The following is a 23,424-nucleotide window of genomic DNA, read 5'->3' on the forward strand; positions in this document are numbered from 1 at the left end:
CGGCGCATTTGCTGTTCTTACTTTCCTGACAAAGCGTTGAAGGAATTCGACCTGCCCTCAGCCAATCCCAGCGCAGCGCCGATCGCGCTGCACCCGCTTCATGCGATCCTGCTCGCTTTTCCGGTGTCGATGTTCCCGGGCGCTCTGCTGGCGGACATCACCTATCTCAACAGCTCGGAAATGCAGTGGTCGAACTTTGCATCCTGGCTGATCGCCGGAGCGCTGGTGTTTACCGGCCTTGCCCTGGCCTGGGCGTTGATCGGCATGCTTGCGCGCCGGGCGGGAAGAGGTTGGCTCTGTGCGATCCTGGCGCTGCTATTCGTCGTCGGCCTCGTCAATGCGTTCCAGCATAGCCATGACGGGTGGAGTTCGGTCGGCACGACCGGTCTTGCCCTCTCCGTCATTTCCACGGTGCTGGCGCTGGCAGCGGGATGGATTGGCTACACCGTTTCCCGCGAGGTGCGAGCATGAACCGCGTTGTCCTTTCCGCCCTGAGCCTCGCCGCGCCGCTCGCCCTTGCCGCTTGCGACAAAGCGCAAGATCTCGATCAGACCGGCCCGCGGCCGGCGCTCCCCGAGCAGAACCAGACCCTTCTTCCGCCGATGAAGATCGCCAGCCCCGCAGGCTGGAACGGCGCGATGCCCAACGTGCCCAAGGGCTTTGCCATTTCGCCCATCGCCACCGGCCTCAAGGTTCCCCGCCAGACGCTCGTCCTTCCCAACGGCGACATTCTGGTTTCCGAAGGACTTGGCGGCGGCGCGCCCAAACTGCGCCCCAAGGACGTCATCGCAGGCTATATCAAGAGCCTCGGGAAGAGCGGCACGAAGGGCGGCGACCGTATCACCTTGCTGCGCGACCGCGATGGCGACGGAAAGTATGAACTCCAGACCGTTCTCATCGACAAGCTGAACGCGCCTTATGGCATGGCGCTTGTGGGATCTGACCTCTACATCGCAGATCAGGACGCCCTGCTGCGCTTTTCCTATCGCGGCGGAGAAACGCGCATCGATGCGCCCGGCGAAGTGGTGACGAAGCTCCCCGCCAATCCCAACCATCACTGGACCAAGTCCCTGACGGCGAGCGCCGACGGCTCGCGGCTCTACGTCGGTATCGGCTCGAACAGCAACATTGGCGAGCGCGGCATGGCTGTGGAGGAAGATCGCGCGGTCGTCTGGGAAATCGACCGCGAAAGCGGGGCGCATCGCACGTACGCCTCGGGCATCCGCAATCCGACGGCTCTGGCGATCAATCCGGCAACGCAGGCCCTCTGGGCCGTCGCCAACGAGCGCGACGAGCTGGGCGCGGACCTCGTGCCGGACTATCTGACCTCGGTGAAGCCGGGGGCATTCTATGGCTGGCCTTACAGCTACTACGGCGGTCACGTCGATCCGCGCGTCCACCCCCAGAAGCCTGACATGGTCCGCAAGGCGATTGCCCCTGACTATGCCCTGGGTTCACACGTAGCAGCGCTTGGCCTTACGTTCCTTACCGGCGGCGGCTTTGGCGGAAACTATGCCGATGGCGCCTTCGTGGGCGAGCATGGCAGCTGGAACCGCCGCCAGTTGGCAGGCTACAAGGTTGTATGGATCCCCTTCACCAATGGCCGGCCCTCGGGCAAGCCCCGCGACTTCGTGACAGGGTTCATCGGGCCCGAGGGGAAGGCGCGTGGACGCCCGGTCGGCGTCACGTACGATCCCGAGCGCCGGGCGCTGCTGATCGCCGACGACCTTTCGAACACCGTATGGCGAGTGACCCCTGCACGCTAAGCGCTCTGCCTTTATTCTGACTGCATGTGGCTGAACGGTGCCTCGATTTCGGCTCCGAGGCACTCTTGGTGCATAGCGCAGATCAACTTGGCCACCACCAAGCAGACCAATGGAAGCGGGACCCAAACCGAACCCCCTGTGCCCGGGTTCGGATACTGAGGGGGTGCCCACCTCCAGTCACAACGTTTGGGTCCCCGATCATTCGATCGCCCGGCCGTGGCAAAGCGCAATGCCTATCGAATCGCTCATCGCTGCCATGAAACTTCGGATAGGCGCGTCTGTGTCAAAGGACACACAATTACCCCTTGTCTGATCGCGTGTTATCTAGGCCAGGCATTTCGTCGCACGCCGCGGCTGCGGCTGCTTGACATGAGGGTTAACCGGGAAGACGAGAGCGCATGTCCGAACACGCTGCTCAAACCCTTTCCCTGCCCGCTGACCTTGCCGCGCGGCTTGCCTCGCTCACGCGTGACGGCGGATTTTCCGATGAAGCCGCACTTATCGAAAGTGTGCTGGGTCAACTCTCTGCGAGGACAGAAGCGACTGCCGGCTGGCCCTACGGAGGAGGCGAATGCGGGCGCCGTATTCGCGAACTTGACTGGTCCGCCAATCCGCTCGGTCCGATTGGGAGTTGGTCACTGGAACTGCGCGCGACCGTTGCCAATATCGTGAACTCTCCTGTCGCCAAGGTGCTGATGTGGGGGCCAGAGCACGTGATGCTTTACAACGATGCCTATTCCATCGTTGCAGGCCCCAATCATCCCCAGGCGCTTGGCGGTACAGTGCCCGGGATCTGGCCTGAGATCTGGGACTGGAACCGTGAGATGTTGGCCGCCGGAATGCGCGGCGAATTACGGTCCTATCGCGATCAGATCCTGGTCCTGGAGCGTAACGGTTACGCTGAGCCCGTGACGTTCGATTTGTTCTACACCCCAGTCTATGAAGCCGATGGCAGTATCGGCGGGGTGATGTGCACCTGCATAGACAATTCTGCGCGGATCGCCCTTGAGGCGGACGTGGCCGCCAGCAACAAGCGTTTCCGCACTGCGATGGAGGCCATGCACGGTGTCCTGTGGACCAACAGCGCCGACGGCCGAATGCTGGGCGAACAACCTGCATGGGCTGCCCTGACCGGCCAGTGCCTTGAGGAGTATCAGGACTACGGCTGGGCGCAGGCTGTCCACCCAGATGATCGCGAACCGACGATCGTGGCATGGAACGCCGCCGTGGCGGCCAAGGCCATGTTCGTCCATGAGCATCGCGTACGCCGCCATGATGGGGAATGGCGCACCTTCGCCATTCGCGGACTCCCCGTTCTTGACGAGGGTGACACGATCATCGAATGGGTCGGGGTCCATTCGGACATCACCCACCAGCGCGCTGCGGAAGAAACACTGCGCGAGCTCAATGCGACGCTTGAGGCCCGGGTGATCGCCGAGATCGACGAGCGACGTCAGGCAGAAGTCAAGCTGGCCCAGGCGCAGAAGATGGAAACCGTCGGCAAGCTAACCGGAGGCGTTGCGCATGATTTCAACAATCTGCTTCAGGTGATCTCCGGCAACCTCCAGTTACTCGCGAAGGACGTCTCGGGGAACGAGCGCGCCGAAGCCAGACTGACCAATGCCTTGGCAGGGGTCACCCGAGGCTCGAAGCTCGCCAGCCAGCTTCTTGCCTTCGGTCGCAGGCAGGCTCTCGAACCCAAAGTGGTGAATGTCAGCCGCTTCGTGCGCGGCATGGACGACATGCTGCGCCGCGCAATCGGTGAAGGCATCCAACTGGAGACCATCGTTGGCGGTGGTTTGTGGAATACTTATATCGATCCGGTCCAGGTCGAGAACGCCATCCTCAATCTGGCGATCAACTCGCGCGATGCGATGGATGGCCAGGGGCGCCTGACCATCGAAGTCGGGAACGCCCATCTCGACACCGAATATGCACTCACGCACGATGAAGTGACGCCTGGCCAGTACGTGATGCTGGCGGTAAGCGACACAGGGACAGGGATGTCGCGCGAGATCATCGACAAGGTTTTTGAGCCATTCTTCTCGACCAAGGGCGAAGGCAAGGGGTCAGGCCTCGGCCTCTCGATGGTGTACGGCTTCGTCAAGCAATCCGGCGGACACATTAAGATTTATTCGGAGCCGGGCGAAGGCACGACCATAAAGCTGTACCTTCCCCGGTCGATGGAGAGCGAAGATATCGAGGTCCAGGTCGACAATGGGCCGATCGTCGGCGGCACCGAAACCGTTCTGGTGGTCGAGGATGACGAAGAGGTTCGCGCCACCGTTGTCGAGATGCTGACCGATCTTGGCTACCGCGTCCTGAAGGCGCCCGATGCGGGGGCCGCGCTGATCGTGATCGAAAGCGGCGTACCAATCGACCTGTTGTTCACCGACGTCGTCATGCCCGGCACCCTCAAAAGTCCGGAGCTGGCACGCAAGGCGCGAGAACGACTGCCTTGCATCGCCGTGCTGTTCACATCGGGATATACCGAAAATTCGATCGTCCACGGTGGCAAGCTCGATGCCGGGGTGGAATTGCTCTCCAAGCCCTATACACGCGAAGCACTGGCCCGAAGGCTGCGCCACGTGATCGCGAACCAGCGTCAACGAGCCGGCGCCGAGCATCCAGGGCACACTGAAGGGCGTCCGGCCCATGACCAGCAGGTCGTCGACGGCGCCCGTGCCCGCGGACCGCGCACGGTCCTGCTCGTCGAGGACGATCCGTTGATCCGGTTCAATACCGGCGAGATGCTCGAGGACGCCGGCTACGTGGTTGTGGAGGCGGGAAGTGCGGAAGATGCGATGTCAGCCTTGCAGACCGCGCCGATCGACATCCTTGTCAGCGACATAAATCTGCCGGGAAGCTCGGGCATCGATCTTGCCAGCCGCGCCAGGGACCTTCGCCCATCAATTCGCATCGTCTTTGCCTCAGGAGATACCTCCCGGGCTGGTGACATCGATGGCGCGATCTTCCTCGCAAAACCCTACGGAAGCGGAGAACTGACCCAGGCTATGGAAGATGCAATCCGGTCGCCGGCGCCGTCAACCGGTTCCAGACTGAGTTAGGGCCCCAAACGGAAGAATGGGCTGATGTCTTCGGTCTGCCGCATTGCCCAGGCCATGCGGGAACCGGTAGCACACGTGCGTCTTCATTCAGTATCCGACCCCGGCAAGCATTGTAGGGGCGAACGCAGAACGGAAACTCACAGGTTGGGGCAACGCATTCACGAGGCGCCATGCATAGTCCTCATCGTCGAGGATGAACCTCTCATCCGAATGATGGCCGAGGATATGGTAATGGACGCCGGGCTGATCCCGCTCTGTGCCGCCGACGCGCATCAGGCGCTTCGTATTCTCGCTGATCACGACGATATTGCGATCCTCTTCACCGATGTCGACCTGCCTGGTGATTTCAATGGCCTCGATCTGGCACGCAGGGTTCATGCGAGCGGACTTGGTCTTGATATCATCATCACGACAGGCCGATGCGAGCCGGACGAAAGCCTGCTTCCGACGGGTGCGCAGTTCCTTGCAAAGCCCTATTCGGGAGCGGAGCTGCTAAACGCCATTCACACTGCTGAATGCTGACGCGCTGACCTATACCAAAGCACTCCCCCCCGCCCCTGAATGCCGAGTTGATTTCTCGCCACTGGTTCATAGATCATAATCATGCTGCGCCAAGTCTCCTCCAGAACCCGATGTATCGCCCTGATTTGTGGAAGATGCTCAAAAAAGGTCGGTGGCGGCTTTGGGCAGAAAGGCAAGACAGCGCTTGCCAAGATGCTGAATGAAGCAAACGGGGGGAAGAAGGGTAGGAAAGCGCAAATCCTGGCGATCGAAACCAAGTGCCTCAAACTTTGTCCCAAGGGCGCAGTTGTTACAATTGGCGCGTCGCATCCCGGTACATGGCTGCTCATTCAACCTGGAACACCCCTCGACGAGGTCCGCGAGCAGATCGGCTTCGGGGCTCGTACCCGCAAGGATGACCAAAACAAGTGAACGAAGCCGTCTGAAAGCCAGGATTGGTGTTGCTGTCAGCTGGCCCCAGCTCTTGTACGGCCGCTGCGCGATCGCTCGGCGTGCGCGTCGGAGGCATGTTCGATCTCCTGGACAAGTTGACCGATTAACGGTCCGCGCTCGTACCCGGCGACTATTGCGACGTTAAACTTTCTCGTGTGCTCGATCCGCAGAAGCGTGATGCTCGCATCTTGAGGCATGGCCTGACACGCGGACAATAAAAGAAGGAGGCCGGCAGTCGGTCTATTTATCGTGGTGCCCCGCCTTTATTGACGAAATTACCTAACCAACAAGCGGTATGTGATGGTCTTGTGCCCGAGCTCGGATTGAACCTTTCCATGCCAGTACAAAATTCGAGATTCGCGAGGGAAGGCCATGCAAACTGTTTGCGCCCCTGCCCCGAATGGAGGCCTTTGGGGCGCAACCTGTTACAGGATTTGGGACGAAATCAGGGAGCCCTGGTACCGCGTCCGAACAGATACCCCAGAACGAGAACGACGAGCGCCACGATCAAGAAGATCTTGGCAAGGCCTGCGGAAAGGCCGGCGACTCCCCCGAAACCCAGAAGCGCAGCCAGGACTGCGACCACGGCGAAAATAATTGCCCAGCGAAACATCAGGCGTCTCCCATTTTTGAAGCGCTACATCGATCCTTCCGACGAGCTCGAACCTCAGAACCTGCAGACATTATCAATGTTCCAAGTGCATCCCTCGCAATGCGACCCAAAGGATTTAGTCGTGAGGTCGCCCCCCCCCCCCGCGAATTTTCAGAAATGCCGCTTTTGTCGTCAAGGCTTCGGCGAGACCAAACTGCACCGGCGTGCGTTGCGTTGGGAGTGAAGGAGACCGATCATGCCCGCAAAATCCAAAGTGCAGCAAAAGGCCGCCGGGGCGGCGCTGTCCGCCAAGCGCGGCGAAACGCCCAGGTCGCATTTGAAAGGAGCCTCAAAGGATATGGTGAAATCCATGAGCGAGGAGCAGCTTGAGGATCTTGCCTCCACCAAGCGCAAAGGGCTGCCTGAACACAAGGACTGAGGAGTTCCGGTCGGCGCAACACCTCGTCCGATCAATGCAAGGAACCACACGGCTCGTGTGAAGGTTGGAAGATGGACATTGGCGATGTTTTTCCCGGACATCGGCCGATCCTCCCGGGGGCTGCGCCCACTCGCGCCGCCCTTTTCCGATGCGTGCGCACCGCTGAAGCAGCGAAGCGCCCTGCAACAAGGACAGCTCCATCATGAACCGTTTCAGCGGCAAGACCGTTATTGTCACCGGCTCCAGCTCGGGTATCGGCGCCGCCTGCGCCCGCCGATTTGCGCAGGAAGGTGCGAATGTAACGCTCGTTGCCCGAACCCGCGAAAAGCTTGAGGCGGTCGCTGCCGATTTCGATCCTTCCCGCACCCTCGTATGCGTCGCCGACGTGTCCTCGCGCGATGACGTTGCACGTATGGTCGAGAAAACCATCGCGAAGTTCGCAGGCATCGACGTGCTGCACTCCAATGCCGGCATCGCGGTGATGAAATCCTTCGAAGACACCACGCCCGAAGACTGGCGCCAGACAATGGCGATCGACATCGATGGCTTGTTTCACTGCGCGCAGCTGGCCCTGCCTCACCTGAAGGCCAGCAAGGGCTGTATTGTTCACACCGCTTCGGTGTCGGGCACCGGCGGCGACTGGAACATGACTGCCTACAACGCCGCCAAGGGCGCGGTGGTCAACTTCACCCGCGCACTGGCGCTCGACCTTGGCAAGTTCGGCATCCGCGTCAATGCCGTCGCTCCCGCCCTCACCGAAAGCGAGCTGACCAGGGACATGCTGGACGAAGAAGCGCTGATCGCGAAATTCCACGAACGCTCGGCGCTGGGCAAGCACGCCAGGGCAGAGGACATCGCTGGCCCCGTCGCCTTCCTCGCATCCGAAGATGCGGCGCTGGTGACGGGCGCGATCCTCGCCGTCGATGCGGGGATCTCCGCCTCCAACGGCCAGCCTGCCTGATCCGCGCACAGCTTTCCCGTTATCCGCAGGAGTATACCCATGTCCCTTACCGTAGCCGAACTGCTTGTCGCCACGCTTGACGAGATCGGCGCCCGTCAGGTCTTCGGCATCGTCGGCGATGCGCTCAATCCGTTCACGGACGCGATCCGCCGCCAGGACAAGGTCCGCTGGATCGGCGTGCGCCATGAGGAAGGCGCCGCGCTCGCCGCCGCAGGGCAAGCCAAAGTCACCGGACGCCTTGGCGTATGCTGCGGCACCACCGGCCCAGGCGCGAACCACCTCGTCGCCGGGCTTTACGAGGCCCGCAAGGACCACGCGCCGGTCCTTGCCATCTCGGGCGGCGTCGCCGCGGCCAAGCGAGGCAGTGACTACCTGCAGGAGGACGATCCGGTCGCGCTGTTCCGCGACGTCGGCGTCTACAGCGAGATCATCGCCTCGCCGGATCAGGCGGCAGCGGTCATTCAACAGGCGATCGCGCATGCGTATGGCGAGCGCGGCGTCGCGCATATCTCGATCCCGCCCGAGGTCTTCGCCGCGAAAGTTCCCGGCCCGGTGCCGAGCATCGCCACCCTGCGCCCCCGGCCCGAAGTCGCACCGGCAGCGGCCGACATCGCCGCTTTGGCGCAGATGATCGGCGAGGCGAAGACCGTGGCCGTCCTATGCGGCTTTGGCTGTCACGCCGCTGCGGAGGAGCTGAAAGCGCTCTCGGACCGCCTGAATGCACCGCTGATGCATACCTATCGCGGCAAGGACATCCTGCCTTACGACGATCCGCGCTGGATCGGCGGCATCGGCCTGATCGGCGGGCGGCCCGGCGTCGATGCCCTGCACCAGGCGGACCTCATGCTGATGCTAGGGACCGACTACCCCTATTCCGAGTTCCTCCCCACCAAGACGCGTGTGGTGCAGATCGACGAACGCGCCTTCGCGCTGGGTCGCCGCACCCCGGTTGCCCTCGGCATCGTCGGATCGGTGCGCCCGGCCTTGCGCATGCTGCTCGACGCCCTGCCGCAGCGAGGCGACACCGCCTTTCTCGATGCGGTGAATGCCGACCGCGCGAAGTGGGACGCGATGCTGGACGAAAAGGCCGCGCTCGATCGATCGCCCGACATGCTTCACCCGCAGGCCGTCGCCCGCGCGGTCAGCGATCGTGCCGCCGAGGACGCGGTGTGGGTAACGGATACCGGCGAGGTCACGCTGTGGGCGGCGAACTGGCTGCGCCAGAGCGGGCGCCAGCAGATCACCGGCTCGTTCAACAATGCCGCCGTCGGCACCGGCATAGGCATAGCCAACGGCGTCCAGGCGCTCGATACCGCGCGGCAGGTGATCCTTCACGCGGGGGATGGCGGTTTCACGATGCTGCTGGGCGAATTCATGACCGCAGTGGAACACAAGCTGCCGGTCAAGGTGGTGGTCTACGACAACAGCACCTGGGGCCTTGTTCATCTGGAGATGGAAGGCGCCGGAGTTCCGCCGAGCGAGGGAGCCTCGTTCCCCAACCTCGACTTCGCCACATTCGCGCAGGCCTGCGGCGCGCGCGGGTTCACGGCCAGAACGCCGCACGAACTGACCGCCGCCGTGGATGCATGGCTGGCCGAACCCGGGCCAGCGATCCTCCATGCCGTCGTCAATCCTGATGAGATTCCCGCCATGCCGCATATCGATCCCGGTCAGGCGCTTCGTTTCGGGATTTCCAAGGTGAAGCAGGCATTCGGCGCTCTGACGCGGCGGGGCTGAGGGCCGCAACCTTGCCGCCCGAAGTCCGTTGGCACCGTACGCGTAATCGACGGAGAGCCATGCATCGATGATCGTCGTCCACCATCTGGAATACTCGCGTTCGCAGCGCGTCCTGTGGCTGCTGGAAGAGTTCGGCCTGCCCTATGAGGTCAAGCGCTACGAACGCGATCCCAAGACGATGCTGGCGCCGCCCGAACTGAGGCGCATTCATCCGCTCGGCAAGTCGCCGGTAATCGTCGATCGCGATCACTCCGGGTCCGAACGGATCATCGCCGAAACCGGCGCCATCATCGAATACCTCACAAGCAAGGCCGATGGACGCCTGGGTAAGCCCTATGGCGACGACGCGGCACTGCTCTACCGCCACTTCCTCCATTATGCGGAAGGCTCGCTCATGCCGCCGCTGCTGATCGATCTGGTGCTGGGACGCATCCCGCTGGTGGGCAAGACAGCGCAGAAGAAGTTGCAGCCGATGATCGATGTCCATCTCGATTTCGTCGAGCATGAACTGGCTTTCCGACCGTGGTTCGCAGGCGATACATTCACCGCCGCCGATATCATGATGAGCTTCCCGCTCGAAGCGGCCCGGGATCGAGGAGGACTGGAAGTGGGGCGTCCTGCGACGATCGCCTGGCTCGACAAGATCCACGCGCGGCCCGCGTATCGGGCCGCGCTCGAACGCGGCGGCCCCTATCGCTTTGCCTGACGACGACACCGCAATACCGCGCTGCCGGCACGCGGAGCCACCGGCTGCGTTACACACAGGCGCATTCTCCGACCATCAGCCACATCCGGCATCAGGAGGTTTCTGCGATGAGCATTCTCGTTAATGGAGCGCCCGCCGAGCTCCCATTCGACCCCCGCGTGTCCCTGCTGGATTTTCTGCGCGATCGCCTTCACCTGCACGGGACGAAGAAGGGCTGCGATCAGGGCGCCTGCGGCGCCTGCACGGTTCTGGCGGACGGGGAACGCATCCTGTCGTGCCTTGCGCTGGCGGTACAATACGACGGGCGCTCCATCGTGACGATCGAAGGCGTCGGTTCAGCCACCGAGCTGCATCCACTGCAACAGGCCTTCATCGAACACGATGGCTTCCAGTGCGGCTACTGCACCCCAGGCCAAATCTGTTCGGCGATCGGCATGGCGGACGAACTGCAGCGCGGTGTCCCCAGCCACGTTACGGATGACCTCGACGCCCCAACAATGCCGTTCAGCGCCGAGGAAGTCCGCGAGCGAATGAGCGGCAACCTGTGCCGCTGCGGCGCGCATAACGGAATCATCGATGCCATCGCGGCAACGTTTGCGCCGTCACCGATGCCGGAAACGGAGGCAGCGCAATGACACCTCTGCGTTACGCACGCGCTGCCGATGCCAGCGACGCCGTGCTCCAGGCCGGGACCGGAGCGCGTTATCTGGGAGGCGGCACCAATCTCGTTGATCTGATGCGCGAGACGATCGAGCGTCCCGAAGAGCTGGTGGACGTATCCGGCCTTGCCGTCGGTATCGAGGAAACTGCGAACGCCGGCCTGATGATCGGAGCGGGGACACGCAACACCGCGATTGCGGCGCATCCGCTCGTCAGGCAGCGCTACCCCGTTCTTTCCCGCGCCATCCTTGCCGGTGCCAGCGCCCAGATTCGCAACATGGCGACAGCGGGCGGCAATCTGCTCCAGCGCACGCGCTGCGCCTATTTCTACGACGAGAGCGGATCGCGCTGCAACAAGCGCCACGTCGGACAGGGCTGCGACGCGCTCGAGGGCTTCAATCGCAACCATGCGATCCTTGGAGCTTCGGACGCCTGTATCGCCGTACACCCCTCGGACATGGCGGTTGCGCTGGCGTCACTTGATGCCGTCGTCCACACGCGCACATCCAAAGGCGAACGGCAAATCCCGCTGGCCGACCTGCACCGACTGCCAGGCGATCGACCCGATATCGAGACCGTGCTGGATCAGGGTGAATTGATCACCGCGATCGAACTGCCACCTGCCCTCCGCCGTTCGACGTACCGCAAGGTACGGGACCGTTCGAGCTACGCCTTCGCGCTGGTTTCGGTCGCAGGCGCGATCACCGTCGAGGACGGGCATATCCGCGATGTTCGCCTGGCCCTCGGCGGCGTTGCGCATCGCCCCTGGCGCGCACGGCGCGCCGAGGACGTCCTGCGGGGCGGGCCTGTCGGCCAGGTCGCCTTCGCAACAGCGGCCGATGCCGAATTGAGCCAGGCCCGCGCGCTGCGGCATAACGGCTTCAAGATAGAACTCGCCCGCCGCACCCTCGTCGCCGTGCTTGAGGAACTGACGGGAGACCCGGCATGAACATCGCCAAGGACGCCAAGGGCCTCGTACAGGGCATGGCGCAGGGCCTGATGGCGAAGGCCGTCGCCTTGGCGCCGGACAACTGGGTGCCGGGCGGTGTGCCCGATCCGCTGATCGGCCACCAGCATGGGCATCTGGGGCGCGCGGTATCGAGGATTGACGGCCCGCTCAAGGTCTCGGGCACGGCCCGGTTCGCGGCAGAGTTTCCGATGGAGGGCATGGTCTTTGCCGCCATTGCTTTCAGCACCATCGCCAAGGGCCGCATCGCCCGCCTCGACACCGCTCGCGCGCTGGCCGCCGACGGCGTGGTCGAGGTGATGACCTACCGCAATGCGCCCCGCCTCTCGCCGCCGCCTGCGTTCATGTCAAACCCCAAGGCGGCGGGCGGGGACAGCCTTCCAGTGATGCAGGACGATCAGATCCACTGGAACGGTCAGCCCGTAGCCGTGGTGCTGGCGGATACGCAGGAGCAGGCCGATCACGCCGCCTCTCTGATCGAAGTGATCTATGAAGCCGTGGCTGCCGTAACAGCATTCGACGAAGCCCGCCCTGACGCCCGGCCCGCGATGTTCATGGGCCAGCCGCTGCATGACGAGAAGGGCAAGGCGAAAGCCGCGCTGGATGCAGCAGCCGTGCGCGTCGATGCGACCTATCGCACTCCGCGCCACAATCACAATGCGATCGAGCTGCACGCGGTGACGGTGGCCTGGCAGGATGATGTCCTGCGCATCCACGACGCCTCCCAGCTTGTCAGCCATACGGCCTGGTCGCTCGGACAGATGTTCGGCATTCCCGAGGACAAGATCGTTGTTACCTCGCCTTACGTAGGTGGGGGTTTTGGCGGCAAATGCATGTGGCAGCATCATGTTCTTGCCGCCGCCGCCGCGCAGCTTTGCGGACGCCCGGTACGCCTCGTCCTGTCGCGCGAAGGCGTTTATCGACTGGTCGGCGGTCGGTCGTTGACGGAGCAGCAGGTCAGCCTTGGCGCGGATGCGGACGGAAAGCTGACAGCGCTGATCCATAAGGGCCTTACCGCCAAGACGCCCTCGAACGTCATGCCGGAGCCGTTCATCCTCGCTGCCCGCAGCGCCTATGATGCCGAGACAATTGAACTCGATGTGCACACGGTCGAACTGGACCTCCTGGCCAATACTTTCATGCGAGCGCCGGGCGAATCGGTGGGAACATTTGCGCTGGAATCAGCCATGGATGAACTGGCCGAGGAACTGGGCATCGATCCCATCGAACTGCGCATCCGCAACGAACCCGAGGTCGATCCGCTGAACGGCCTGCCGTTCTCCTCGCGCCGCATCGTCGATGCCTGGCGCGCGGGCGCGCAGGCGTTCGGGTGGGAGCAGCGCAGCCCGGTTCCCGCCAGCCGCCGCGAAGGCGAATGGCTCATCGGCATGGGCTGCGCCAAGGGCACTTATCCCTACTACCGCATACCCGGCGGCGCTGCACGGCTGACCATGACGCCGAAAGGCGCCAGCGTGGGGATCGCCGCGCACGAAATGGGCATGGGCACCGCCACCGCGCAAGTGCAGGTCACCGCCGAACGGCTGGGGCTGCCGATCGAGGCGGTGGATTTCGAGTACGGCGATTCCACGCTTCCGGGCACCGTGCTGGCAGGAGGATCGCAGCAAACCGCCGCCATCGGCGCAGCCGTTATCGCGGCGCACCGCCTGCTTATCACGGAACTGCTGGAGATCGTCGGCAATGATTCCCCCTTGGCGGGCCTCAAGCCTGACGACGTGGCATGCCGGGATGCCGGTCTTTGCAAGCGTGACGAACCCGAGCGGCACGAGACATACGCCTCGATCCTCGCCCGTGCGGGTCAGGACAGCATAGAAGTGACGGGCGAAGGGCCACCGCCGCTCGAACTCATGCACTGGTCGATGCACAGCCATGCGGCGATGTTCTGCGAGGTACGCGTCAATGCGATCACGGGCGAACCGCGCGTCAGCCGCTTCCTCGGTTCCTTCGACTGCGGGCGCATCCTCAATCCCAAGACCGCGACCAGCCAGTTCCGCGGGGGCATCATCATGGGCCTTGGCCTGGCGCTGATGGAGGAAACCCAGATCGACGAACGCAATGGCCGGGTGATGAACCCGAGCCTGTCCGAATACCATATTCCCGTCCACATGGATGTGCCCGATATCGACGTAATCTGGACCGACATCCCCGACCCGCACACGCCAATGGGCGCACGCGGCATCGGCGAGATCGGCATCACCGGCACGGCCGCAGCGGTCGCTAACGCTATCTACAATGCGACGGGAAAGCGGGTCCGCGACCTGCCGATCACGCTCGACAAGCTGCTGTGATGGGGGCCAGCAACCCTTTGTAACGCCCGCCTCTCCGAACTCTTCTTCTGCTCTCGAGCGCGGATGATATTCCGGATAGGCACGCAGCCATAGACAGCCGCCGTCGACCGGTAGGCTGATCACGCCGAACAGCGCGACGAGCGTGGGAAGGTGGCAAGCATCACCGAAGGCCGTGAAATCCGTTGGGCCGCGCCTCGCTTTTTCAGACGCTTCTTGAGGGCATAACCCGCTCCGCGCTTGACCGCCTGAATTCGGCCCTTGATCGGCGCCGTTGCCCGCCCCCAATCTATTCCATCATCGCAAGAAGGGAGCCTATCGAACAGGTCGCAAAGCCCACGGTACTGTCGGATATTCCATAGGGGATCAGCAACCGATCCTCGACCTTGAGCGCGCCGCAGGTGTAGATGACATTGGGCACGTAACCCGAACGGTCCGCATTTTCCGCCGTGAGCACCGGCTCGGGCGTACGAGCGAGCACCTTGCCGGGGTCGCTACGATCGAGCAGCGCACAGCCGAGGGCATACTTGCGCATGGCGCCGACTCCGTGCGTGAACATCAGCCAGCCTTCATCGATCGGGATCGGGCTGCCGCAGTTGCCGATCTGGATGAACTCCCAGGGGTACTTGGGCTCCATCAGCAACACGCCCTCGTCGTCCCACGTATCGATGGTGTCCGATTTGAGCAGGAACAGGTTCTTGCCGTCCTGCCGCCCGACCATGGCGAATTGTCCGTCGATCTTCTCAGGGAACAGCGCCATGCCCTTGTTGCGGCCCGCCTCCCCCCGGATCGGTTCGAGATCGAAACGCTGGAAATCACGGGTGCGCAGCAATTCCGACCGGATCGAACTACCGGAATAGGCAGTGTAGGTACCGACCCATTCGAAATCGCCGCCGCCATGATCGAAGCGCACCAGGCGCAGATCCTCCAGGCCGCCGCGCTGCTGCTCGGTTATCGGGAAGATCACCGTGTTGGAAAGGCTCGATTCCGTGTGGCGGTGAACCGACACCGAACAGTCGGCATCGAACTGGTCTTCCTCGTCAAGTTCCACCGATGTCGCGAAGGCGGCCTGCGGCCAGAGTCGGAAATCGCCACTGCATTCCGCGATACCCTCGCGAAAGGCGATCGAGCTGATATGGCCTTCGCCCACCGCGCGCAGGCTCATGATGAAGCGCACGCAGCCGCCATGCAGTCCTGTCTGGTCGGGGGAAGGGACGATCGACGGATTCATGAGCGCAGCTGCGGCGAAGGTATACTCATGGCAGAAATACGAGCCGATCAGCCGCTGCTTGGTTTCCGAGAACAGGGTGGGATCGAGGCCAAGGTTGCTTGCCACTTCATCGAAGCGGCAGGCGAAAATCCTTTCGGTCTGCCAGTGGCGTTCCTTGAAGTCGCGCAGCACGCGCTCGTACTCTAGCGCAGCGCGCTCCTCGGTGAGCGCGGCGATGTCATCCACCAGGGCCAGCGCCCGACCTCCGGGCGCATTCTTCGCCTGCCAGCCGAGATGGAAGGGGCGTATAACCACGCGCGCCGGATCGGCGTGCAGACGCGTCTCGAAGATACGAAGCGGCTCAGACCAAACGTTTTCAGGCCGGTTCAAGCATTCCTCCTTCCCGCGGGAGCGGGGTGGACAGAGGGACAATCTCCATAAGCGCATAATGCGACAACTGAAAGGCCAGTATCGACTCCGCACCGCAATTCGCGTTGGCACCGCGCGGAGTTACCCCATCCCGGCAACGCCCCGTCGCAATGTCAGCAAGGATCGCACCCCGGTCATTGTCGCCGAAGAACCACCGCCATGCCATCATCGCATGCTCGCGCCAGAATGTGTTGCCGGTTACTAGCCATGCCGATCCTGCAGCCTCGATCGCCGCCTGCGCTTCCAGCGGCTGCTGGTCGAAAGGCAGGTAATTGTGCTCCTTATGGAAGCTCTCCGAGCCGATTGGCCGGAACTGGCGCTTCGCCGAGACCTGCTGGGCACATATCCATTCCAGCGTTTCCAGTCCTGCGTCGGTCCAGTGTTCCTGCCCCAGCAGTGCGCCGGCTTCGATCAGGGCCTGGGGCAGGCGCGGATTGTCGTAGCCGATCACGGCTTCGAACCACGCCCAGTCCGGCCGCCGCCCTTCGCCCAGAAGACGCATCAGGATGTCGCCGCCGCGCGTGGCAGCATCGCGGGAGGCGCGGTGCTCCGGATCGCGGCGCAGTACGGCGCAGGCGCCAAGCATGGCAAAAGCGATTGCTCGGGGTGATCCCAGTGGCGCCATGTTCTTGTTCACATCGTCGTAGAGATGAAGCGCCCAGTCAGCGACGCCGTCATCGGGTGCGCACGCATAAGTCTCGCCCAGTGTCCAGATCGCCCGCCCATTCGAGTCCTCGGAGCCTTCATCCTCACACCAACTGCGGTCGAACCGCATGAAGTTTCGAAAACGCCCGAGATCGGGGTTCCAGGCGGATTGCACGAAGGCGGCATAGGCGAGCGTCCACTTCATCCGCTCCGCTGCGGACAGACCCTGCGCCACGTTCATCAGCATGAGCGCGCGGGCATTGTCGTCGAGGCAGTAGCCGTGGCGGCGGTCTGGAACCACGCCGATCGAATGCTGGAGCATGCCTGTCGCATCGCTCATCGCCAGCACTGCGGCGAGCCCCGGAATGGCGGTGGCTGGCGGCGCCGCCCGCTGGGGCGCGACCGCGCGAGCGACCAAACGCGCGGAGGCCTCGGCGAACTGCGGCCAGATCGTGGCGCGCCCGCGGCCGTAGGCACGTCGTTGCATGGCGGCCATCGCTTCCGGCGCGTCGAGCAGGGCATTGACGGCTTCGGCAATGGCTTCGCTCGAGCGCGGGCGGATCAGCCGGCCGACATCCTGCGCAAGCAGTTCGCGCGCATGGACATAGGGCGTTGAGATGACAGCCTTGCCCAGCGCCACCGCGTAGCTCAGAGTTCCGGATGTGGATTGCTCCAGCCCCGGATAGGGCGTGAGGTAAATGTCACACGCTTCCAATTGGTCGAGTAATTCAGGCGTGTCGAGGAAGCGGTTGTCCCAAATGATGTAATCGGCGACACCGAGATGTTCGGCCAAGGCTATGAGCTTGTCGCGATAGGCCTCGCCTTCCTCGGCAACAAGGTTCGGGTGGGTTGCGCCGACGATGCGGTAGAGCGCCTCGGGGTGGCGTGCCACTATCGCGGGGAGTGAGCGGATCGCGTGTTCCAGCCCCTTGCCGGGGCCAAGCAGTCCGAATGTCATGAGCACCTTGCGGCCTGACAAGCCCAGCATCGACTTGAATTCTTCCTGGCGGCCGAATGGCCGGTCTGGCGCGCCGTGGTCGATAACTTCCAGAATGCCTGGCGGTGCGCCGTATTCACTCTCGAGCAAGTCGCGCGAGTGATGCGACATCACCATGATACGCGAGGCGCGGGTCACGAGATGGCGCAGGATGCGGCCCTGGCGCGCGGAAGGCTCTCCCAGCACCGTGTGGAGGGTAAGCACCAACGGTGCGGCCAGCAGATCGACGAACTGAATGACCATCTCGCCGTCACGCCCGCCGAAAATGCCGTACTCGTGCTGAAGCCAGACTGCGTCTACCCCGGACTCGTTGATCCGGCGGGCGACGCGGGCATAATCCTGCGGATCGCTGCGCGCGATGGTGTCCGCTACGTCCGTATATTCAAGAGGGTTTTCCGGATCATCCAGCGGATATACGTCCAACGCGATTTCCGGATGAAATTCGCAAAGCTTCTCAAATACGTCGGTGGTGAATGTGGCTATACCGCATTTACGCGGGGCGAAATTGCCTACAAGTGCCACGCGCATCTGTTTTTGAGGTTTTGTGCCACTAGCCTCGAAGATGGAATGGATGTCAGCGACTTCGCGCCCGAACTCAGGGTCTTGGAAAAACGGCAAGCGTACCATGAGAAGACCTTGAACGAGAAATGAACACCTCTCCTGAAGTCGCCGGCGTCGATTCAGTTTCATGCCGCGCTGCGAAATCGGACGATCCGATTGATGGGCGACGCGGAATGATGAGCCGGGCAGGACACTTCCTTTTCCCTGCGCGCCAATGCTCGAGAGTGGCAGACAGCCATCTGCCCTTTTCAAACGAAGAAATGATCGGTGGTAACCGGCCAGTTTAATTTGTGCGGAAGAAGGAAACCGAGGGTCGGCATTGGAGCATAAGATAGGCTGCTGTGCGACCGATATGGGGCGGATCGAGAGGTGGCCCCTAGTCCAAAGCTGCTTGGCGGAGATCAATGGGCGACATAGTTCATTGTCAGGCGATGCCGGCGCCGCCAGTCACGCCAAAGACCTCGCCAGTAATGTAGCTGCCCTCCTGCGAAGCGAGCGGGACGTAAACCGGTGCAATCTCCACGGGCTGACCTGGACGACCGAAACGACTGTGCTCGCCGAAGTGGGCAACTTTCTCCTGAGGCTGTCCGCCGCTTGCCTGAAGCACGGTCCAGAACGGTCCCTGGACCACCACGTTGGCCCGTATTCCCTTATCCATCAGCTGCTTGGCCAACGCTTTGGTGTAAGCGACTATGCCTGCCTTGGTGGTCGCATAGTCGAGCAGGACGTCCGATGGCTCATAGGCTTGCACCGACGCCGTTGTGATGACCGAAGCGCCGACCGGGAGATGGGGCACCGCCGCCTGCGTGATCCAGTGCAGGGCGTAGAGGTTGGTCTTGATCGTCTTGTCGAAATCCTCAGACGTAACTTCGCCAACGTTCTCGCACCACTGCTGGCGGTCCGCATTGATGACAAGAATGTCGAGTCCGCCAAGCCCCTTCCCCGCGTCCTCGACGAGCTGACGGCTCCAGGCCCCATCGCTTACATCGCCGGGCAGCGCTACGACCTTGCGGCCCTCCGCCTCGATCAGATCGAGAACTTCGCGCGCGTCTTCCTCCTCGCTCGGCAGATAGGCGATGGCCACGTCATCGCCCTCGCGCGCAAAGGCGATAGCAGCCGCGCGGCCAATCCCGGGATCGCCACCAGTGACAAGTGCCCTGCGCCCCGTGAGCTTGCCCGCGCCGATGTAGCTTTCCTCGCCGTGGTCAGGTCGAGGCTCCAGCTTGCCTGCAATGCCTGGCCGCGGCTGCGGCTGCTTCGGAAAAGGGAGGCTTGGGATTTTGTGTGCGGGGGTCCTGCATCGTCAGCCGGTCGGGCATGATCGCTCCTTGGGTCTATTAGAAATCCACGGGCGGCGCGAGGTTCGTCAGAGGGCTTTGGCCATGTTGAGATGGGCGGTGACTGTCGGGACCAGTTCGGTCGCGAATGTCTTGAGCGATGCCTGGTCGCCACCGGCTGCGTAACCTTTGAGGGTATCCAGCGCGGCTTGGTGAGCGCTGACCTGTGCCTTGGCATAGGCCTCATCGAATTGGGCGCCCGTTTTGCTCCGGAGGTCGGCAAGCTGTGCGTCCTGGGCCGCAGTCATGCGCGGGGCCGGGGTTATGGGCGGAGTGCCCGCCGCTGCGGCTGCGGTCAGCTTCTTGGTAGAGGCGGTATGGGCCTTGACCATTTGCTCGGCAAAAGTCTTCACCTTGGCGGACTGGCCCTTCTCGGCTGCGAGCTTCGATGTCTCGATCTCGAACATGTCGCTCGCCGCGGCGATATTGGCAAAGACCTGTGCCGGGCTCTCTGCCGAAGTCGTCCCGGTTTCGTTCATGACATCTGCAGCCGACGTGGAGGTCATTTCGGTGGCGGGCTCAGTGTCCTTCTTGTTGCAGGCGGTGAGGCTGAGAACGGCCAAGGATGCTGCCATGAGTGCGTTGTGCCTGATCACGATCTGTGCTCCGCGTTGAGTGGTGGGGAATAAGGGCTGAACGATCGGCAGCATGAAGCCGTTCCGCTCAACCATCCGCGTGCTGACGCGTTTGAGGGTCTCACCATCGCGTTATCGCCGCACCCGTCGTCTAGGAGAGGAGCATGAGCATCTTCGGAAATATCCTGAACAAGATCTTCCACCACGGGACCGAGAAAAAGGCCGATCCCGCAGCCAATGCGAGCGCGCCCAAATCGGCCTCAACACCTGCTCCGACGCGGCCTCAGGTGGCGCCTGCATCCCCGGAGCCTGCCCCTTCGGCCGCCGTCACTGCCGCGCAACCTTCCGTCGATGTTGGCGCGGTGCTTGATGCGATGGCCTCAATGAAGGCGGACCATGGCGGCAATTACCGCACGTCCATTGTCGATCTTCTCAAGCTGCTCGATCTCGATTCAAGTCTCGCGGCGCGCAAGGAGCTTGGCGAGGAGCTTGACGTCCACGCCGGGGCGGACGGCACCGCGGAACAGAACATCGCCCTTCATCGTGCGGTGATGGACAAGCTCGCCAGCAATGGCGGCATCGTGCCGGACAGCCTGCGCGGTTGAGCGCGGCTGGACGGGGCGGCGGCGTCGATGCGCGCTGTAGCCGCGTTTTCAACGCGTCTTGGTGGGGCGCGCAATAGTCATCCTGATCTGGTGAATGCTTCCCCGCCCCATACCGGCCTGCCCGCGTACGTGGCTTGGCGCCCCGCCGTATCGCCTTGCTAGATGCCGCATGCCGTAAAAATCGACGAGGTTACTCGGCGGAAGGCTTGTTACACGCCAGGCGGTTCGTCCTGCGCTTGCCGGGCCTGGCTCTGCGCGGAAAAGATTATTCCGCGTCGTCTACGCTACCTCGCAGACCGGCGGTGCACGATCTTAACGCTGCTGCTGCGCTCCTGCTGCCCGTCAACGCCGACAGTGTTTCACCCCGCCCGAGCTTCGCACAAGAACCGCAACAGTTCATCAGTGATGTCAGCTGTAGCGTGAAAGATCGACCTCGACCCCTTCACCTCCCAGCAACTTGACCGCAGCGTTGCGGATGGGCGGCAGGCTCGCCAGGCCAAGCGTGCCATGCAGCAACCTGATGCCCAGGCGGGTTTTCGGATGCATGAGCCGCGGCGCGATCTTGGGGATGCGCTGGCCATCTTCGACAATGGGCCGCATCTGCTTCTCGTAGGCGCTGAACGCCTGAGCGACCGTATCCCTGCGGGTGAGTTCCTCGGCCAGCACATAGCTGCCTGTAACAGCCAGGGTCGTACCGACGCCTGCCAACGGCGTGGCGCACCAGGCCGCGTCGCCGGTAAGAACAACGCGGCCCTTCGACCAGCGCGGCATCCGCACCTGTCGAAGCACGTCGAAGTAGAAGTCGTCGGCGTCGTGCATGGCCGCCAGTACGCGGGGTGTCTCCCAGCCTGCGTCCGAGAAGCGATCACGCAGGAATGCTCTTTGCCGTTCGCTATCCCATTCCTGTTCGCCGCCCGGCTCCTTCGAGAGGCACAGCATCGCACGGGTCGTCCCCTGATGATCGGGACGAAGCGAAACACTGCGCTTGCCAGGCGCATTGAACCAGCGCCACATCCGGTTGTCGTCCGGCGTTCGCGGGATGGTGAAGTAAGCGATGATCATGTTCATCCAGCGCGGCACGTTCTCGTCCGCAAAGATGATATCGCGAGTGGTCGAGCCGACCCCTTCCGCGATGACTACGGCGTCGTACCGCTCGATAGTGCCGCTCGCGAAGGTAACCACCGCCATCTGCTCTTGCTCATCGATCGCGACGATGTGGTCATCGTAGCGAAACGCCACCTCGTTTCCGGTTGCGTCGTGGAGAAGCCGGGCGAGGTCGCCGCGCAGGATCTCCATCTCGGCTGTCGGGCCATCGCCGTCGATTTCGTCGGCATCGAACCTGGCTGCTTCGCTTCCGTCCTCGTGGACCCAGGCCGTACCTTGCTCACCGGTTCCACAGCCGAGCGCAGCCTGTTCAAGCCCGAGGCGGCGCAGGACTTCGCGGCCGACACCGCGCACATCAACGTTCTGACCGCCGTCCCGGAACGCCGGTGCCCGCTCGACCACCGTGACATCAGCGCCGCGACGGCCGAGCAGTGCGGCAACGGTGTTTCCGGCGATGCTGGCGCCGGTGACCAGTATCTTGCGCGTCATGGTTATGCTCCTCGCCGAAAGGATGCCGGCCGTTGTGACGATGTTCCCGCCTGGAGACCGGAACCCTCGCCGAGGCGCAGGCTTTGCCGTTTAAATGACACTGGTGCTCTTGCTCATGGGCAATGCCGTCCCGCTGCCCCAGCGGACGCCTTGCCCATGCCGCCTGAGAGTTCCCGCGTCACCAAATCGATGGCTCTGATCATGGAAGTTGGCTTGCCGCTGTCGCACTCTTGCGCCCGGCCTGGGTCGGCGCAGATGCCGGGGATGGCGTCTCGTGCGCCTCGGGCAGTCTAGCGCGGCATTGGAGTGCGCGTTTCTTACCAGCGCCATCTGTTCTCTCGCTTGAACTGACCGCGGCGCAGGTGAACCGCGAAGCCAGTTCTTTTGCTTCGTCATTCCCGCCCTGCGTTGCGTCTCGCGCAAATCAGGTTCGCGGCTCCGTCAGCGGCGGACGGGCTTTCATCCTCCCTGGATGCGGACGGAATGGGATTCGCCTCCCTGGTCGGGGGGCGATTGGCAAAAGGCTTGGCTTCCGCGCCGGCAAGTCCACGGCCGCCTTCGCGATCGGTCTCGGCTTGCGCGTCCACTCCCTCTTGCACGGATGCCTTTTTGTTCGAGGCCGGGCCCGGACCTATCGAAACATCGCTCATGAATATCGCTCCTCTTCTTCGAGACTTGGGCCCATGCCCGTACTGTTTTGCTGCATTGTGCCCTTCCCGGCGCTCGGTGAGCCACCGGGCAGGCTGTCGTCGCGCTGCATTCGCGCGAGGCTGGCCGCGTCATTACCTGCTGCATCGACCGCATCGATATTGGCCCCCGCCTCCATCAGGACGGGTATCATGTCGCCGCGCCCCAGCCTGGCAGCGTCGAACAGCACTTCCCGCTCGCTCGGGCGAAGGGAGCGGCGGCAGTTGGCGCGGCGTCGATGGCGTTCGATCTTCCAGCTCGTTCAGCGGGCGCATGATCGTGGTTTCTTGAATGGTCCCCAAATGGATGCGGAAGGTTCCTAGATCGGGGCGATTTCGTCGAACACGCGAGCCACGATGACCGCGCGCGCGTCATCGTTGACGTCCACCGAGACGGATATGCGCTCGGAAAGCGGCGCGTCGTTGCGCGCCGGCTCCAGATGGGTCGCGGTATCGCCGCCGCTGGGCGTATCGCCCGCGCTGTTTTGATCGCCGGACGACGATACGAACATGTCGGTTCGCTCGAAGCCGTATTCCTGGACCAGTCGCTCGATTGCCAGTTCGGCGTCGCGGCGACTGTCGAATGTGCGCTCTATCGTGGTGTTCATGTCTCTATCCTTTGGTTCGCAGTGC

The 23,424-nt window shown here is 63.0% G+C and carries 20 protein-coding genes and 1 pseudogene; 13 read left to right on the forward strand and 8 right to left on the reverse strand.

The features are described from left to right. The first annotated feature begins 36 nt into the window (after positions 1–36). The 5 genes from BES08_RS27895 (at position 37) to BES08_RS32295 (ending at position 5,767) form a co-directional block, all read left to right on the forward strand. Positions 37–471: a DUF2231 domain-containing protein gene (locus BES08_RS27895; RefSeq protein ID WP_008827814.1), complete on the forward strand. Its 435-nt coding sequence runs from the start codon at positions 37–39 to the stop codon at positions 469–471. Continuing rightward, positions 468–1,766: a PQQ-dependent sugar dehydrogenase gene (locus tag BES08_RS27900; protein ID WP_069709997.1), complete on the forward strand. Its 1,299-nt coding sequence runs from the start codon at positions 468–470 to the stop codon at positions 1,764–1,766. The genes BES08_RS27895 and BES08_RS27900 overlap by 4 nt, the downstream gene beginning before the upstream one ends. A gap of 398 nt (positions 1,767–2,164) precedes the next feature. After that, the gene (locus tag BES08_RS27905) at positions 2,165–4,834 is read left to right on the forward strand and encodes a hybrid sensor histidine kinase/response regulator (protein WP_008827812.1); all 2,670 of its coding nucleotides are present in this window, start codon (positions 2,165–2,167) and stop codon (positions 4,832–4,834) included. A 54-nt stretch (positions 4,835–4,888) separates the two neighbouring features. Further along, positions 4,889–5,356 carry a response regulator gene (locus BES08_RS34555; RefSeq protein WP_083274880.1) on the forward strand — a complete coding sequence of 156 codons (468 nt, stop codon included), beginning with the start codon at positions 4,889–4,891 and terminating at the stop codon, positions 5,354–5,356. 81 nt (positions 5,357–5,437) lie between these two features. Next, positions 5,438–5,767, forward strand: a complete 330-nt coding sequence (locus BES08_RS32295) for a hypothetical protein (protein WP_051211572.1) — start codon at positions 5,438–5,440, stop codon at positions 5,765–5,767. 466 nt (positions 5,768–6,233) lie between these two features. Here BES08_RS32295 and BES08_RS27920 read toward each other — a convergent pair whose 3' ends face one another. Then, a complete protein-coding gene (locus BES08_RS27920) occupies positions 6,234–6,401 on the reverse strand; it encodes a DUF1328 family protein (RefSeq protein WP_008832344.1) in 168 nt (55 codons plus the stop codon). A 235-nt stretch (positions 6,402–6,636) separates the two neighbouring features. Between BES08_RS27920 and BES08_RS27925 the strand changes: the two genes are divergently transcribed. The 7 genes from BES08_RS27925 to BES08_RS27955 all read left to right on the forward strand — a co-directional run bounded on the left by BES08_RS27925 (position 6,637) and on the right by BES08_RS27955 (position 14,156). Continuing rightward, positions 6,637–6,819 carry a DUF3008 family protein gene (locus BES08_RS27925; protein WP_008832343.1) on the forward strand — a complete coding sequence of 61 codons (183 nt, stop codon included), beginning with the start codon at positions 6,637–6,639 and terminating at the stop codon, positions 6,817–6,819. A 202-nt stretch (positions 6,820–7,021) separates the two neighbouring features. Continuing rightward, entirely contained in the window at positions 7,022–7,780 is a 759-nt protein-coding gene (gene budC, locus BES08_RS27930) for a meso-2,3-butanediol dehydrogenase (protein WP_008832342.1), read from the forward strand. Between the two features lie 39 nt (positions 7,781–7,819). Further along, positions 7,820–9,517 (forward strand): thiamine pyrophosphate-binding protein, encoded by a 1,698-nt coding sequence (locus BES08_RS27935; protein ID WP_069709999.1) that lies wholly within the window; start codon positions 7,820–7,822, stop codon positions 9,515–9,517. A gap of 67 nt (positions 9,518–9,584) precedes the next feature. Next, the gene (locus tag BES08_RS27940) at positions 9,585–10,223 is read left to right on the forward strand and encodes a glutathione S-transferase family protein (protein ID WP_069710000.1); all 639 of its coding nucleotides are present in this window, start codon (positions 9,585–9,587) and stop codon (positions 10,221–10,223) included. A gap of 107 nt (positions 10,224–10,330) precedes the next feature. Further along, positions 10,331–10,858, forward strand: a complete 528-nt coding sequence (locus BES08_RS27945) for a 2Fe-2S iron-sulfur cluster-binding protein (RefSeq protein ID WP_083274881.1) — start codon at positions 10,331–10,333, stop codon at positions 10,856–10,858. Next, the gene (locus BES08_RS27950; protein ID WP_069710001.1) at positions 10,855–11,832 is read left to right on the forward strand and encodes an FAD binding domain-containing protein; all 978 of its coding nucleotides are present in this window, start codon (positions 10,855–10,857) and stop codon (positions 11,830–11,832) included. Before BES08_RS27945 ends, BES08_RS27950 begins: the two co-directional genes overlap by 4 nt. Then, positions 11,829–14,156: a xanthine dehydrogenase family protein molybdopterin-binding subunit gene (locus BES08_RS27955; protein WP_069710002.1), complete on the forward strand. Its 2,328-nt coding sequence runs from the start codon at positions 11,829–11,831 to the stop codon at positions 14,154–14,156. Before BES08_RS27950 ends, BES08_RS27955 begins: the two co-directional genes overlap by 4 nt. Before the next feature lie 286 nt (positions 14,157–14,442). On the opposite strand, the gene BES08_RS27960 is transcribed toward BES08_RS27955, so the two are convergent. From BES08_RS27960 to BES08_RS27975, 4 genes and pseudogenes are all read right to left on the reverse strand, one after another. After that, positions 14,443–15,753 (reverse strand): glycoside hydrolase family 130 protein, encoded by a 1,311-nt coding sequence (locus BES08_RS27960; RefSeq protein WP_008832302.1) that lies wholly within the window; start codon positions 15,751–15,753, stop codon positions 14,443–14,445. Continuing rightward, positions 15,740–18,124 carry a glycosyltransferase family 4 protein gene (locus tag BES08_RS27965; protein WP_231958396.1) on the reverse strand — a complete coding sequence of 795 codons (2,385 nt, stop codon included), beginning with the start codon at positions 18,122–18,124 and terminating at the stop codon, positions 15,740–15,742. The genes BES08_RS27960 and BES08_RS27965 overlap by 14 nt, the downstream gene beginning before the upstream one ends. A gap of 295 nt (positions 18,125–18,419) precedes the next feature. Beyond that, positions 18,420–19,314 (reverse strand): annotated as a pseudogene (locus tag BES08_RS27970) (SDR family oxidoreductase). A 47-nt stretch (positions 19,315–19,361) separates the two neighbouring features. Then, positions 19,362–19,982 (reverse strand): DUF4142 domain-containing protein, encoded by a 621-nt coding sequence (locus tag BES08_RS27975; protein WP_231958397.1) that lies wholly within the window; start codon positions 19,980–19,982, stop codon positions 19,362–19,364. 89 nt (positions 19,983–20,071) lie between these two features. Between BES08_RS27975 and BES08_RS27980 the strand changes: the two genes are divergently transcribed. Further along, positions 20,072–20,512 (forward strand): DUF3597 domain-containing protein, encoded by a 441-nt coding sequence (locus tag BES08_RS27980; protein WP_008828964.1) that lies wholly within the window; start codon positions 20,072–20,074, stop codon positions 20,510–20,512. Between the two features lie 408 nt (positions 20,513–20,920). On the opposite strand, the gene BES08_RS27985 is transcribed toward BES08_RS27980, so the two are convergent. The 3 genes from BES08_RS27985 to BES08_RS27995 all read right to left on the reverse strand — a co-directional run bounded on the left by BES08_RS27985 (position 20,921) and on the right by BES08_RS27995 (position 23,399). Then, positions 20,921–22,105, reverse strand: a complete 1,185-nt coding sequence (locus BES08_RS27985; protein WP_008828965.1) for an FAD-dependent monooxygenase — start codon at positions 22,103–22,105, stop codon at positions 20,921–20,923. Between the two features lie 646 nt (positions 22,106–22,751). Continuing rightward, positions 22,752–22,982: a hypothetical protein gene (locus BES08_RS33795; RefSeq protein ID WP_008828966.1), complete on the reverse strand. Its 231-nt coding sequence runs from the start codon at positions 22,980–22,982 to the stop codon at positions 22,752–22,754. Between the two features lie 129 nt (positions 22,983–23,111). After that, positions 23,112–23,399 (reverse strand): hypothetical protein, encoded by a 288-nt coding sequence (locus BES08_RS27995; protein ID WP_008828967.1) that lies wholly within the window; start codon positions 23,397–23,399, stop codon positions 23,112–23,114. Positions 23,400–23,424: the final 25 nt, after the last annotated feature.

It is taken from the genome of Novosphingobium resinovorum, from assembly GCF_001742225.1.
Lineage (GTDB): Bacteria > Pseudomonadota > Alphaproteobacteria > Sphingomonadales > Sphingomonadaceae > Novosphingobium > Novosphingobium resinovorum_A.

What these genes read in the sequence shown, in the direction of transcription:
- BES08_RS27900 (WP_069709997.1), top strand. Translation starts at nt 468, where the DNA reads ATGAACCGCGTTGTCCTTTCCGCCCTGAGCCTCGCCGCGCCGCTCGCC.
- BES08_RS27905 (WP_008827812.1), top strand. Translation starts at nt 2,165, where the DNA reads ATGTCCGAACACGCTGCTCAAACCCTTTCCCTGCCCGCTGACCTTGCC.
- BES08_RS34555 (WP_083274880.1), top strand. Translation starts at nt 4,889, where the DNA reads ATGCGGGAACCGGTAGCACACGTGCGTCTTCATTCAGTATCCGACCCC.
- BES08_RS32295 (WP_051211572.1), top strand. Translation starts at nt 5,438, where the DNA reads ATGCTGCGCCAAGTCTCCTCCAGAACCCGATGTATCGCCCTGATTTGT.
- BES08_RS27920 (WP_008832344.1), bottom strand. Translation starts at nt 6,401, where the DNA reads ATGTTTCGCTGGGCAATTATTTTCGCCGTGGTCGCAGTCCTGGCTGCG.
- BES08_RS27925 (WP_008832343.1), top strand. Translation starts at nt 6,637, where the DNA reads ATGCCCGCAAAATCCAAAGTGCAGCAAAAGGCCGCCGGGGCGGCGCTG.
- budC (WP_008832342.1), top strand. Translation starts at nt 7,022, where the DNA reads ATGAACCGTTTCAGCGGCAAGACCGTTATTGTCACCGGCTCCAGCTCG.
- BES08_RS27935 (WP_069709999.1), top strand. Translation starts at nt 7,820, where the DNA reads ATGTCCCTTACCGTAGCCGAACTGCTTGTCGCCACGCTTGACGAGATC.
- BES08_RS27940 (WP_069710000.1), top strand. Translation starts at nt 9,585, where the DNA reads ATGATCGTCGTCCACCATCTGGAATACTCGCGTTCGCAGCGCGTCCTG.
- BES08_RS27945 (WP_083274881.1), top strand. Translation starts at nt 10,331, where the DNA reads ATGAGCATTCTCGTTAATGGAGCGCCCGCCGAGCTCCCATTCGACCCC.
- BES08_RS27950 (WP_069710001.1), top strand. Translation starts at nt 10,855, where the DNA reads ATGACACCTCTGCGTTACGCACGCGCTGCCGATGCCAGCGACGCCGTG.
- BES08_RS27955 (WP_069710002.1), top strand. Translation starts at nt 11,829, where the DNA reads ATGAACATCGCCAAGGACGCCAAGGGCCTCGTACAGGGCATGGCGCAG.
- BES08_RS27965 (WP_231958396.1), bottom strand. Translation starts at nt 18,124, where the DNA reads ATGAAACTGAATCGACGCCGGCGACTTCAGGAGAGGTGTTCATTTCTC.
- BES08_RS27975 (WP_231958397.1), bottom strand. Translation starts at nt 19,982, where the DNA reads ATGCTGCCGATCGTTCAGCCCTTATTCCCCACCACTCAACGCGGAGCA.
- BES08_RS27980 (WP_008828964.1), top strand. Translation starts at nt 20,072, where the DNA reads ATGAGCATCTTCGGAAATATCCTGAACAAGATCTTCCACCACGGGACC.
- BES08_RS27985 (WP_008828965.1), bottom strand. Translation starts at nt 22,105, where the DNA reads ATGACGCGCAAGATACTGGTCACCGGCGCCAGCATCGCCGGAAACACC.
- BES08_RS27995 (WP_008828967.1), bottom strand. Translation starts at nt 23,399, where the DNA reads ATGAACACCACGATAGAGCGCACATTCGACAGTCGCCGCGACGCCGAA.